The sequence below is a fragment of the Mesorhizobium sangaii genome (assembly GCF_014207355.1).
Classification (GTDB): Bacteria; Pseudomonadota; Alphaproteobacteria; order Rhizobiales; family Rhizobiaceae; genus Mesorhizobium; species Mesorhizobium sangaii.
This window is the reverse complement of the sequence record NZ_JACHEF010000008.1, coordinates 258,689-271,311: the sequence shown is the minus strand read 5'-3', so window position 1 is coordinate 271,311 and position 12,623 is coordinate 258,689. Positions and strand designations below refer to the sequence as shown.

General features: G+C 63.8%; 8 protein-coding genes. 4 read left to right on the top strand and 4 right to left on the bottom strand.

Annotation, left to right across the window (positions count from 1 at the left end):
• Positions 1-50: 50 nt before the first annotated feature.
• The 3 genes from HNQ71_RS30950 to HNQ71_RS30940 form a co-directional block, all read right to left on the bottom strand.
• Entirely contained in the window at positions 51-1,223 is a 1,173-nt protein-coding gene (locus HNQ71_RS30950; protein ID WP_184877650.1) for an acyl-CoA dehydrogenase family protein, read from the bottom strand.
• Between the two features lie 50 nt (positions 1,224-1,273).
• Positions 1,274-3,064, bottom strand: a complete 1,791-nt coding sequence (locus HNQ71_RS30945) for an acyl-CoA dehydrogenase (RefSeq protein WP_184877648.1) — start codon at positions 3,062-3,064, stop codon at positions 1,274-1,276.
• A 272-nt stretch (positions 3,065-3,336) separates the two neighbouring features.
• Positions 3,337-3,798: a MerR family transcriptional regulator gene (locus tag HNQ71_RS30940; RefSeq protein WP_095082335.1), complete on the bottom strand. Its 462-nt coding sequence runs from the start codon at positions 3,796-3,798 to the stop codon at positions 3,337-3,339.
• Positions 3,799-4,251: 453 nt separating this feature from the next.
• Here HNQ71_RS30940 and HNQ71_RS30935 point away from each other — a divergent pair, with 453 nt between their 5' ends.
• The 4 genes from HNQ71_RS30935 (at position 4,252) to HNQ71_RS30920 (ending at position 11,603) form a co-directional block, all read left to right on the top strand.
• A complete protein-coding gene (locus HNQ71_RS30935; RefSeq protein WP_184877646.1) occupies positions 4,252-8,220 on the top strand; it encodes a peptidoglycan-binding protein in 3,969 nt (1,322 codons plus the stop codon).
• Positions 8,221-8,412: 192 nt separating this feature from the next.
• Complete coding sequence (locus HNQ71_RS30930) at positions 8,413-9,336, top strand: sulfite exporter TauE/SafE family protein (protein ID WP_095082339.1); 924 nt, start codon at positions 8,413-8,415, stop codon at positions 9,334-9,336.
• A complete protein-coding gene (locus HNQ71_RS30925; RefSeq protein ID WP_184877643.1) occupies positions 9,336-10,127 on the top strand; it encodes a TIGR02186 family protein in 792 nt (263 codons plus the stop codon). The genes HNQ71_RS30930 and HNQ71_RS30925 overlap by 1 nt, the downstream gene beginning before the upstream one ends.
• Positions 10,128-10,346: 219 nt before the next feature.
• Positions 10,347-11,603: an Hsp70 family protein gene (locus HNQ71_RS30920; protein WP_184877641.1), complete on the top strand. Its 1,257-nt coding sequence runs from the start codon at positions 10,347-10,349 to the stop codon at positions 11,601-11,603.
• Between the two features lie 10 nt (positions 11,604-11,613).
• On the opposite strand, the gene HNQ71_RS30915 is transcribed toward HNQ71_RS30920, so the two are convergent.
• Complete coding sequence (locus HNQ71_RS30915; RefSeq protein WP_184877639.1) at positions 11,614-12,522, bottom strand: LysR family transcriptional regulator; 909 nt, start codon at positions 12,520-12,522, stop codon at positions 11,614-11,616.
• Positions 12,523-12,623 lie beyond the last annotated feature (101 nt).

The window sequence follows — 12,623 nt, the reverse complement described above, 5'->3', positions numbered from 1 at the left end:
CTGATGCATGTCGATCTCCCAAAACCGGGACCACTTTTGGGCGACATGCATTAGAGCGAGCGTCCGATCAGCAATTTCATGATCTCGTTGGTGCCGCCGTAGATGCGCTGGACGCGAGCGTCGCGGAACATGCGGGCGATCGGGTATTCATTCATGTAGCCATAGCCGCCATGCAATTGAAGGCATTCGTCGACGACTTTTCCTTGCAGGTCGCTGAGCCAGTATTTGGCCATCGACGCCGTCACCGGGTCGAGGCCACCGGCGATGTGACGGGTCACACAATCATTGTAGAAGACGCGGCCGATGGTTGCCTCGGTCTTGAGCTCGGCCAGCTTGAACTGGGTGTTCTGGAATTCGATGATCGCCTTGCCGAACGCCTTGCGCTCCTTGACGTAGTCGATGGTCAGCGCCAGGGCGCGCTCGATCATGGCAATCGCCCCGGTGCCGATCTGCAGCCGCTCCTGCGGCAATTGCTGCATCAGCTGGACAAAACCCTGCCCTTCCTCATGGCCGAGCAGGTTGGAGGTCGGCACGCGCATATCGTTGAAGAAGAGTTCCGAGGTGTCGTTGGCCTTCAAGCCGATCTTGTCGAGGTTGCGGCCGCGCTGGAAGCCTTCGACCTCATCGGTCTCGACAACGATCAGCGAGGTGCCCTTGGCGCCCTTCTCCGGATCGGTCTTGGTGACGACGATGATGAAGTTGGCAAGCTGGCCATTGGTGATGAAGGTCTTGGAACCGTTGATCTTGTACTGGTTGCCATCCTTCTCGGCTCGCGTCTTGACGCCTTGCAGGTCGGAGCCGGCACCTGGCTCGGTCATGGCGATGGCGCCGATCAACTCGCCGGTCGCCAGCTTCGGCAGCCATTTCTTCTTCTGCTCTTCAGAGCCGTAGTGGAGGATGTAAGGGGCGACGATCGAATTGTGCAGGCCGATGCCGAAACCATCGACACCGACATGGCCGATGGCCTCGATGATGGCGCTCTCATGCGCGAAGGTACCACCCGAGCCGCCATATTCCTCCGGCATCGAGGCGCAGAGCAGACCGGCAGCGCCGGCCTTCAACCAGCTCTCGCGGTCGACCATCTCGTTCTTCTCGAATTCATCGTAGCGCGGCGCGATTTCCTCCGACATGAAGCGGTGCGCCATGTCGTAGAGCATGCCGACCTCGTCCGCGGCCCAGGCGGGCTTCGGCAAAGAGAGCACTTCGGCGGGATTTGTCGCCACGATTTCCTCCGCGTATCGACAGACAAGGCCGGCGGTGCCGGCGTTCGAACTTAGAACGCTTCCGCCGGCAGAGCCATCAGCGTGTCGGCACCGCTCGAAATGCGGGCGAGGTGAGCGCCGGTTTCCGGCATGATCCGCTCCATGAAGAAGCGCGCCGTCACAACCTTGTTGTCGTAGAAGGACTGCGAACCGTTGGCCCCCGTCTTGCCAAGCGCCGCCTTGACCATCTGCGCCCACATGTAGCCCAGCGCCACAAGGCCGAAGAGATGCATGAAATCGGTCGAGGCGGCGCCGGCATTGTCGGGCTTGGCCATGCCGTTCTGCAGCAGCCACATGGTGGCGGCCTGCAGGTCGTTGAGGCCCTTCTTCAGCGCCTTCGTGAACGGCGCCATCTTCTCGTCGGAACGGTTTTCCTCGCAGAATTCGCCGACCTCCTTGAAGAAGGCCTGCACGGCGCGGCCGCCATTCAAACCGAGCTTGCGGCCGACGAGATCGAGGGCCTGGATGCCGTTGGCGCCTTCATAGATCATGGCGATGCGGGCATCGCGCACGAACTGGCTCATGCCGTGCTCTTCGATGTAGCCGTGACCGCCGAACACCTGCTGCGCCATCACAGCGTGGTCGAACCCCTTGTCGGTGAGCACGCCCTTGACCACCGGCGTCATCAGGCCGGTGTAGTCGTCGGCGGCCTGGCGGTCCTTGTCGTCGCCCGAGCGGTGGGCGATGTCGGACTTGATCGCCGTCCACAGCGCCAGCGCGCGGCCGGCCTCGTTGAAGGCCTTCATGGTCATCAGGCTGCGGCGGATGTCGGGATGGACGATGATCGGGTCGGCCTTCTTGTCCGGCGCCTTCGGCCCCGACAGCGAGCGGCCCTGCAAGCGGTCCTTGGCATAAGCGGCGGCGTTCTGGTAGGCGATCTCCGACAGCGACAGCCCTTGCAGGCCAACACCAAGGCGGGCCTCGTTCATCATCGTGAACATCGCCTTCAAGCCACCATTGGCCTCGCCGAGCAGCGTGCCTTCGGCCTCGTCATAGTTCATGACGCAGGTCGAGTTGCCGTGGATACCCATCTTCTCCTCGATCGAGCCGCAGGAGACGGTGTTCCTCGTGCCCGGATTGCCGGAGCCGTCGAGCTTAAGCTTCGGTACGATGAACAGCGAGATGCCCTTGACGCCTTCCGGCGCGCCCTCGATGCGGGCCAGCACCAGATGGACGATGTTGTCCGACATGTCGTGCTCGCCGGCCGAGATGAAGATCTTCTGGCCAGAAATCTTGTAGGTGCCATCGCCATTCGGCACCGCCTTGGTTCGCAGCAGACCAAGATCGGTACCGCAATGCGGCTCGGTCAGGTTCATGGTGCCGGTCCAGGCACCTTCGACCATCCTCGGCAGCCACTTGGCTTTCTGCTCGTCGGTGCCGTGGGTGATGATCGCCGCGATCGCGCCTTGCGTCAGGCCCGCATACATCATCAGCGACATGTTGGCCGACACCATATATTCGGCGACGGCGGTGTGTACCGCGTAGGGCAGCCCCTGGCCGCCGAACTCGACCGGTGCAGCGAGGCCCATCCAGCCACCCTCACGATACTGGTCGAAAGCCTCCTTGAAGCCTTTCGGCGTCGTCACCGAGCCGTCGTCATGGCGCACGCAGCCTTCCAAGTCGCCGACACGGTTCAGCGGATGCATGACGTTTTCGGCAAGCTTGGCGCCTTCGGCGAGGATAGCCTCCAGCACATCGGGCGTGGCGTCGGCAAATCCGGGAAGGTTCGAATAGCGCTGGTAGCCCAGCACCTCGTTGAGCACGAACAGCGTATCCTGGACCGGAGCCCTGTATGTCGGCATGCTTTTTCTCCACCCTGCAGACCTGATCCGAAAGCCCCCGAAGTCAGCCAGGGTGGCATGCGGACCCATGTTGCGAGCGGGATAGCAAAAATTGACGTTTGCGTAAACGTCAATTTTTCGATGCGACAAGATTTCCCGCCCACCGCGCGGTGAACGTAGCGACGAGGTATTGCACAAGCTAGCGGCGAGAGGCTGATTGTGGCGTTGCCAAGACGACGAAAGCCGCGCGGCAGGGCCACGCGGCTTTGATAGTCAGACAGTCAGCGGATGAGCTAGCCCGCGACGCTCGCCTGGGGCGCCGAACGCTCGGCCAGCATCTGGCGCACCGCCGACATCGAACCGCTCAGCTCGTTGATGGCGTCATCGATCAGCGCCCGCTGCTTCTGCAGCCGGGCAAGCTGCTTTTCCGACTTGTCCAGCGCCAGCCGCAGCTGCTTGGTGTTGGAGCCGGTCGGATCGTAGAGGTCCATCATCTGCTTGACGTCGCGCAGCGAGAACCCAACCTTGCGGCCAAGCAGGATCAGCTTCAGCCGGGCCTTGTCGCGGCGCGTATAGAGACGGGTCGAACCGTCGCGCTGCGGGTTGAGCAGGCCCTTGTCTTCATAGAAACGCAGCGTGCGCAGCGTCACTCCATATTTCTTGGCCATCTCGCCGATGCGGACAAGGTCCTCGCCGGTTTCGACAGACATATTGTTGGTATTGGCCGCGGTCTCGCCGGCCGAGATAAGCTTCATGGTCACTGGCTTTCCCCGTCTGGTGGCGTCGCGGTCCTGGACCCTGCGTCGCCTGACTGGAAGCGGGGGCTTGCTTCCGGTCGTGGTTTCAACAAACAAATCGCAAAAGCTCGCTCAAGGCGCCTTTTACGTTTACGTCAATTCTATACCGATAGCCGCCTCATGACGCAAGGGCGTTCTGCGCGCCGAGCTTTATGCCGCACCGTCAGGCCGGTATCCGACATCCTTGCAACTTCTTAAGTTTGGTTAACGCGTTGTTTACCACGTTGGGCGAAATGTGGGCGCGTCGGCTACCCGTGGTTATCCTGTATCGAATTTTTCACGGTTTTTCGGAGCGCGGGTGAGAGCCCGGGAAGCTCGTCTTCCACCGCGGCATAGCCGCTGTCGCCTCGTTCCGACAGGGACTTGGGGGAACTGGCCGCGAGCCAGCCATTCTGAAAGACGGACGCACCGATGAACAGCAAGCGGTCCTACCTCGATACACTCAACGCCGGCAGGCAGCGCAGGCCGCAGACCACGCTCGAGCAGTTGAACCGTTCCCTCGAAACGCTGGAGCAGCGGCTGGAGCGTACGCGCGAGGACCCGCTGGCACGTCCCGAGCCCCGCCAATACGGGGCCGATGCGCGCTATCCCGCCGCCCAACCGGCCGGTCAGCAGCGGTGGTACGAGGACCCGCAGCCGGCGCCGCGCCCGACGAGCCCGGCGCAGCCCGCAGCCGCCTTCGGGCAGAATTACCAGGCCATCGCCCGCGACATCGATCGCGTGCGTGGCCAAGAGGACGGCGTCGCCATGGTCGGCAAGATCGCCGGCGAGTTGCGCGGCATGCGCGAGGAACTGCGCCACCAGATGACGGCCGGACTGCAGCGGGAATTCGAAGCTCTGCGCAAGGACATCGAGCGGGCTTTCCAGTCGGGCGCCAAGCCTGGCACGGCCAAGGGAAGCGCCGAACTCGGCCTCGAATTCGAGCGGCTCTCCGGCGCCATCCAGACACTGGCCGAGAAGAGCGACGACAGAAGCGTCAACATGCTGCGGCTCGAACTCGAACAGGTCAAGGCCGCGCTCGACACGCTGGCGCGCGAGGAGAGCGTGCAGAAGGTGGACCGCCGCTGGGACGATTTCGATCGCCGCTGGACGGCCTTCGAGGATCGCGTCGACGCCGACCAGCGCAAGCGCTCCGACGACCCCGGCCTATCAATGCTGACCGACCGGCTGGAGCAGATCAGCAACGCCGTCAACAATCTTCCGGAATCGCTGTCGCTGCGCTCGCTCGAGGAAAAGGTGCGCACGCTTGCTGGCGCCGTCGATCATTTCGCCAGCCAGCAGGACAATCGTGGCAGCGACACGCTTGGCATGATCGACGAGCGGCTGGACGAGATTTCCCGCGCCATCGTCGCCTCGACGATTGCCGCGCAAGCCAATACATTCGACCACGAGGCTATCGAGCGCATCGAGAAGCGGATCGACTCGCTTGCCCAACAGATCGAGGAAGTGGCGCAGGATCGGCCAGGCAACGCTGTCATGGACCGGCTGAACACGCTGTCGAGCCGTGTCGACGAGCTCGCCGGCCGCGCCAACCTGCCCGAGCAGGCGATGGAGCGCCTGGCCAAGCAGATCGCGCTCATCGCCGACAAGATCGACCAGGCACCTGCGATGCCCGACGCCGACTATATCTTCCATGGCCTGGAGCAACGCTTCGACGTGCTGTCGGGCATGATGGAACGGCGCCAGGGTGACGCCATCGAACAGGGCAACATGCTGTTTCGCGATCTCGAGCGGCGGCTGGACGAGGTTGCCGACAGGCTGGACCAGCGCATGCCGCACGTCGACAGCGCCGGCATCATGGAAGCCATCGACGCCCGCTTCACCGCGCTGGCCAAGCGCTTGGAAACGCGCACTCCCGATCCTGCGGGCGAAGCTGCGATCCGCGGCCTGGAAAGCCGGCTCGAGGATATTTCAAGCCGGCTGGACGCATCGGCCGCGCAGGTGGCCGGCATCGATCCGGCGCTGATCCGCAGCCTGGAGGCCCAGGTCGCCGGCCTGTCCGCCCACCTTTCAAGGCCCAGCACGCCGCTGCCGGAATTCGAGGACATCAGCCCGCGTCTCGACGAGATCGAGAAGTCGCTGTCCGGAACCCGCGATTCCATCCTCGGCGCGGCGCGCGAAGCGGCCGAGAACGCGGTGCGTTCGCTGGCCGGTTCGAGCGCCAACGCGACGGCCGTTTCAGGCCTCGCCCAGGACCTGAAGACACTCGAAACGCTGACGCGGCGCTCCGACGAGCGCAATTCGAGAACATTCGAAGCCATCCATGATACGCTGCTCAAGATCGTCGACCGGCTGGGTTCGCTGGAACCCGGCGAACCGGTCGAGGCTGTGAGCGAACTCCTGGATGCGGCTGCGGTCGAACCGAACAGCCGGCGCGGTGCGCGGCGGTCCAAGATGGCCGTCGAGGCACCGTCGATGGATATCGATCAGCCGATGCCGCTGACCGGGGACATGGCCGATCTCGATGGCCGCGCCGCCGCCGTCCTGCGCAATGAGCCGGGCACGCGCTCACCGGCCGAAGCCGCCGCTGCCGCGGCCCTGGCTGCCCTCAGTTCCGACACCATCGCCGAGAAAAGCGAACAGACAGGCGGCCGCAAATCGTTGTTCGGCGGGCTGGCACGCGCATTCAGGGGCAAGAAGGAGGCCGACATTCCGCCTCTGGCCGGCTCGGCGCCGATTGCCCCGACACCGAGCGTCGACCTCGACGAACCGCTCGACCCGAAATTGGCCAACCGGCCGCTGGAGCCCGGCTCCGGCGCACCTGACCTCAATGCCATCATGAAGCGTGTGCGCGACGAGCGCGGCCAGCCGGCCAAGCCAAGCGACACCGATGCCGCCAAATCGGATTTCATCGCTGCAGCGCGGCGCGCGGCGCAGGCCGCCGCCGCCGAGGCCGATGCGCTGAAGCGCCAGTCGACGATGACCGGACCCGTGAAGGCACTGCGGATCGGCGACCTGCTCAAGGCGCGGCGCAAGCCGATCCTGATGGCAGCCGCCGCAATCATGCTGGCGCTCGCCGGCCTGCAACTGGGCAAGGCCTTCTTCGCCGATCCGGCGCAGGTGGCGAGCAACGACGCCGCGCCGATCGTCGCCGCGCAACCGGTGCAAACCGCCTCGGTCGATACCGATAGCCAGCCGAAGACGGACGTTCAGCCGCAGGCCGTGGAAAGCGCGCCGGCCCGTGCCGTCAGACAGGCCGAGCCGTCCGAACCGGCAGCCAAGGATGACATGGCCGCGCAAGGCACGATGGCCACGCCGCCAAGCATCGAGCCTTCGATGGGTTCGGCACCGACAGCCGAGCCAACTCTTGCGCCTGTTGCTTCGGCGACGCCCGCCGACGCAAGCCCGACAGCGCCCGACATGACAGCTTCGGCTGCTGCGCTACCGGCTGGTCCGGCTGTTGTCCCGGAAGCGACCGATGCCGATACCGGCACCCAGCCTACGACGGCCGAGCCGAACACTGCCAAGGACACGACAGGCGCGGTTCCACCGGCGGACGCTTCGCCGGCGGCGGCCACGGCCAAGTTCGACATTCCCACCGACGTCGGCCCGCTCGCCTTGCGCGATGCCGCTGCCGGTGGCGACGCCAAGGCGCTGTTCGAGGTCGGTTCGCGCTACGCCGAATCGCGTGGCGTCAAGGAAGACATGGCGGCAGCCGCCAAATGGTACGAGAAGTCGGCCGAACTCGGCTTCGCGCCGGCCGAATACCGCATCGGCAATTTCTTCGAGAAGGGCATTGGCGTCGCGCGCGACATCAAGAAGGCGAAGACCTGGTACCAGCTGGCCGCCGAGCAGGGCAACGCCAGCGCCATGCACAACCTGGCCGTGCTGTTCGCCATGGCCGCGGATGGCGTCACCGACAATGAGTCGGCCGCGCACTGGTTCCAGGCGGCGGCAGACGTCGGCGTCAAGGACAGCCAGTTCAACCTCGGCATCCTCGCCGCTAAGGGCGTCGGCATGAAGCAGAACCTTGAGGAATCCTACAAATGGTTCGCACTCGTCGCCAAGACCGGTGACAAGGATGCTGCGGCCAAGCGAGACGAGATCGCCAATGCGATGCGGCCCGAGCAGCTCGAACGCGCCCGCGCCGCAGCCGAACTGTGGAAGGCCAAGCCGCTGGATGCGGCAGCCAATTCGGTCGACATTCCCGAATCCTGGCAGGACGGCACGCCGCAGACGACCGCCAGCGTCGACATGAAGAAGGCCGTCGAGAACATCCAGCGCATTCTCAACAAGAATGGCTACGATGCGGGCGACGCCGACGGCAGGATGGGCCAGAAGACGAAGACCGCGATCATGGCTTTCCAGACCGACAACAAGCTGCCGGCGACCGGCACGGTGGATGAAAAATTGGTCAAGGCGCTGCTGGCGCGCAAATAACGGCAGATGCGTCGCTTCCACGACGCCCTTGCCACACATTTGCCTGTTAACTGATTGAGATGTTTTTTGTTTCGGCAATGCTGCGCGGTTTGACTTCGTAGCACCTCCGGCGCAAGAACAAACTGGCTTGTCGGGTCAAGATGCCCGCAACGGTTGCATTCACCGACAGGCAAAACTGATCGAGACTGACGGGTGGGCATCTATCTCCCGATCGCGGAAATTTCCGTCAACGTCTTCGTACTGCTGGCCATGGGTGCGGCAGTGGGCTTCCTGTCGGGCATGTTCGGCGTCGGCGGCGGCTTTCTCATCACGCCACTGCTGATCTTCTACAACATCCCCCCGGCGATCGCCGTCGCCACGGGCGCCAACCAGGTCATCGCCTCCTCCTTCTCCGGCGTGCTTTCGCACATGAAGCGAGGTACACTCGACTTCAAGCTCGGCGGCGTCTTGCTTGCCGGCGGCATCGTCGGCTCCACCGGCGGTATCTTCGTCTTCGCCTTCCTGCGCAGGCTCGGCCAGCTCGACCTGTTCATCTCGCTGCTTTACGTCGTGCTGCTCGGCACGGTCGGCGGTCTGATGCTGGTCGAAAGCGTCAATGCGCTGCGCGCGACGCGCAGCGGTGCGGCACCGGTGCTGAAGAAATCCGGCCAGCACAACTGGATCCACCGCTTGCCGCTGAAGATGCGGTTCAGGGCCTCGAAACTGTTCGTCAGCGTCATCCCGGTGCTGGGTCTTGGTGCCGGCATCGGCTTCCTGTCATCGATCATGGGCGTCGGCGGCGGCTTCATCATGGTGCCGGCGCTGATCTACCTGCTGAAAGTGCCGACCAATGTCGTGATCGGCACTTCGCTGTTCCAGATCATCTTCACCTCCGCCTACACGACGCTGGTCCACGCCACCACCAACCAGACGGTCGACGTCGTGCTGGCCTTCCTGTTGATGGCGGGCGGCGTTGCCGGCGCGCAATACGGCGCCAAGGCCGGCCAGAGGCTGCGCGGCGAGCAGCTCAGGGCCTTGCTGGCGCTGCTGGTGCTGGCGGTGGCGATCCGCCTCGCCATCGACCTCTTCGTCACCCCGCCCAACCTCTACTCGCTGACCGCCACGGGCCTCAACTGATGAGGGGCCCTAAAGCGTTCGCAACCGCCATTCTCCTGTCGTTGCTAGCGGCCGTCGTTCCGGTCAAGGCACAGACACCACCGGTAGAAGGCATCCAGATCGGGCTCTCCACCGACAATGTTTCCATCACCGCCGGCTTTTCCGGCGCCGACCTGACCATTTTCGGCTCGCTGGAAAATCCCGACCCGCTGGTTGCCCGTCAAGGCAGATACGATGTCATCGTCGTGCTCGAGGGTCCGCCGCGCCCGGTGGTGGTACGCCGCAAGGACCGGGTGCTCGGCGTCTGGGTCAATCTGGAGTCCGAAACCTTCGAGAATGTGCCGATGTCCTATTCGGTGGCGACGACGCGGCCACTGCAGGACATAACCGAACCGAACAGCTACAAGCAGCTGTCGCTCGGCGCCTCCAATCTCTACATGCAGCCGGCCGACGCCGGCGACAGCCCGGCGACCATCGAGGAATTCACCGCGGCGCTGCGCAGTCGCAAAACCGCGACCGGCCTCTACAGCGAGAATGTTGGCGGCGTGCAATTCCTGTCGCAGAACCTGTTCCGCGCCACGGTCAGGCTGGCGCCGAATGTTCCGGTCGGCACCCACAAGGCACGCGCCTTCCTGTTCAAGAGCGGCGTGTTCATCAAGGAAAGCTCGGCCCAGCTCGAAATCCGGAAATCCGGTTTCGAGCAGTCGATCTTCCGTGTCGCGCACAATTATTCCTTCCTCTATGGCGTCTTCGCGATATCGCTGGCCATGCTGACAGGCTGGCTCGGACGGGTGATCTTCCGAAAGGATTGATGCATGTTGCTCAAAAGTGGCCTCGGTTTTTGAGACAACGACATGCGTGGAACCAGAAAGACTTAAAGCGCGCCGCAGGAATCCGTTCGACGCGACGCACTTTGGGACGCCGGATTCCCAAAAAGGGTTTCCCTTTCCAGCGTCATGCGCTAGAGCACGCCCCCGGCCCGACCGGACACGAGTTGCCGCTCCCTAAAGAACAAAATCAGGAAACTTGCCATGCGACCAGCATTCGGCGGTATCGACTTTGGCACTTCAAACTCCACCGTTGGCGTGGTCCGCAACGGGCAGCCGCGCCTCGTCGCGCTTGAGGATGGCCAGGTCACGCTGCCCAGTGCCGTGTTCTTCAACTTCGAGGACAACCGCACCTGTTTCGGACGCCACGCCATTGCCAACTACACAGACAGCATCGAAGGCCGGCTGATGCGCTCGCTGAAGAGCGTGCTCGGCAGTTCGCTTGCCCACGAGAAGACCCGCATCAAGGCCCGCTCGATCGGCTTCATGGAGATCGTCGGCCTGTTCCTCGGCCACCTCCGCAAAAAACTGGAGGAAGATGCCGGCGGCATGGTCGAGACGGTGGTGCTCGGCCGCCCGGTGCAGTTCGTCGACGACGATCCCGAGGCCGATGCAAACGCCCAGGGCGAACTTGAGAAGGCCGCACGTGCGCAGGGCTTCAAACACATCGCCTTCCAGTTCGAGCCGATCGCGGCGGCGCTGGACTATGAGCAAAAGGTGACGCGCGAGGAACTGGCGCTGATCGTCGACATGGGCGGCGGCACCTCGGACTTCTCGATCGTGCGCGTCTCACCGCAACGCTCGCGGTCGCTCGACCGCAAGGACGACATCCTGGCCAGCCGCGGCATCCATATCGGCGGCACGGATTTCGACCGGCTGTTGAGTATCGCCCATGTGATGCCGCAGCTCGGCTATCTGACCCCGACCAAGGATGGCAAGCGCAATCTGCCGGCCAGCTACTTCATCGATCTCGCGACGTGGCAGCGCATCAACCTGGTCTACACCGCCAAGGCAATGACGCATCTGCGCCAGATCCGCTACGAAGCCGAGCGCGCCGACCTGGTCGACCGCTTCATCCACATCGTCGAGCATCGCTACGGACATGCGCTGGCAGCCCTTGTCGAAAAGGCCAAGATCGAGCTGACCGACAGATCATCGGCTCAGGTGGCGGTGAAGTTGCCGGGGGCGGCGTTCGACGCCGAAATCACACGCACCGGGCTGGACGCCACGATTGCCAGGGATATCGATCGGGTCACCGCAACGGTCGGGCAGACCATCCGCGACGCCCAGGTCAAGCCATCCGACATCACCGCGGTGTTCCTGACCGGCGGGTCGACCGCAATCCCGCTGGCAAGACGAGAGATTCTCTCCTTGGTGCCGCAGGCATCCGTCATCGAAGGCGACGTGTTCGGCTCGGTAGGGCTTGGCCTGGCGCTCGACGCCCAGCGAAAGTTTGGCTGACACGGCCCACTCACGGGCGGGCGGGCAGCGCTTCATCGGCGCTGGCGCTGAGATGCGCCTTGAGCGCCATCTGGGCAAGGCTCGCCTGCCGGTCGCGGTGGGTGATGATGGCGAAGTCGCGCTTCGGCAGGTCAATCGGCACCGCGCGCAAACTGCCTTCGGCAATTGCGCTGTCGACGACGAGTTCGGAAATGATGGTGGCGCCGGCCCCCGCTTCGACCGCCTGTCGGATCGCCTCGTTGCTCGGCAGCACCAGGAATATCTGCAGGTCGGCGAGTGAAATTCCTTCGCGGCGCGCCATATCCTCCAGCACCTCGCGTGTGCCCGAACCACCCTCACGGATGATCCAGCGCAGGCCCTTGATGTCGGGCCGTCCCGGTGCGACTTCGGCGATCTCCGGATGGGCACTGGCGACGACCAGCATCAGCCTGTCGACGTCGACTTTGGCGCGGCGCAGGATATCGGATTCCGTGCGCCCCTCGACCAGGCCGAGATCAGCCGCACCATCGAGGACATTGGCCTCGACCTGCCTGGTATTGCCGATGGTGACGCTCAACCTGACGGCAGGATAGGCCTCGTGGAAGGAAGCCAGCCTGCGCGGCAGCCAATAGCTGGCGATGGTCTGGCTGGCGGCGATCGAGAGGCTGCCGGTGACCGTCTGCGAGACATGCTCCAGCACGTTGCGCGCGGCAGCCGCCCGCTCCAGCACGGCCTTGGCTTCCGGCAGGAAGCGGTGCCCGGTCTGGGCGAGCTCGATATTGCGGCCGACCCGGTTGAACAGATGGACGCCGTGCTGCTCTTCAAGCGCGCGAATAGCGGCAGACGCGGCCGATTGGGAAATGCCCAGCAGCTCGGCCGCCTTGGTCATGTGGCCGCGCTCGGCAACGGCGACGAAAATCCGCAATTGGTCCAGGGTCATGCACGCATTAAGAACCAATATCGATCGAATTTACAAGAACAACTGATTAGACAGATCGATAGCTTTATTCTACGTTTTCGAGCGAAGTTAGAAAAAATTCG

Bases quoted from the DNA above. Each gene is read 5' to 3' on its own strand.
- HNQ71_RS30945 (WP_184877648.1), bottom strand. From the start codon at position 3,064: ATGCCGACATACAGGGCTCCGGTCCAGGATACGCTGTTCGTGCTCAAC.
- HNQ71_RS30940 (WP_095082335.1), bottom strand. From the start codon at position 3,798: ATGAAGCTTATCTCGGCCGGCGAGACCGCGGCCAATACCAACAATATG.
- HNQ71_RS30935 (WP_184877646.1), top strand. From the start codon at position 4,252: ATGAACAGCAAGCGGTCCTACCTCGATACACTCAACGCCGGCAGGCAG.
- HNQ71_RS30925 (WP_184877643.1), top strand. From the start codon at position 9,336: ATGAGGGGCCCTAAAGCGTTCGCAACCGCCATTCTCCTGTCGTTGCTA.
- HNQ71_RS30920 (WP_184877641.1), top strand. From the start codon at position 10,347: ATGCGACCAGCATTCGGCGGTATCGACTTTGGCACTTCAAACTCCACC.
- HNQ71_RS30915 (WP_184877639.1), bottom strand. From the start codon at position 12,522: ATGACCCTGGACCAATTGCGGATTTTCGTCGCCGTTGCCGAGCGCGGC.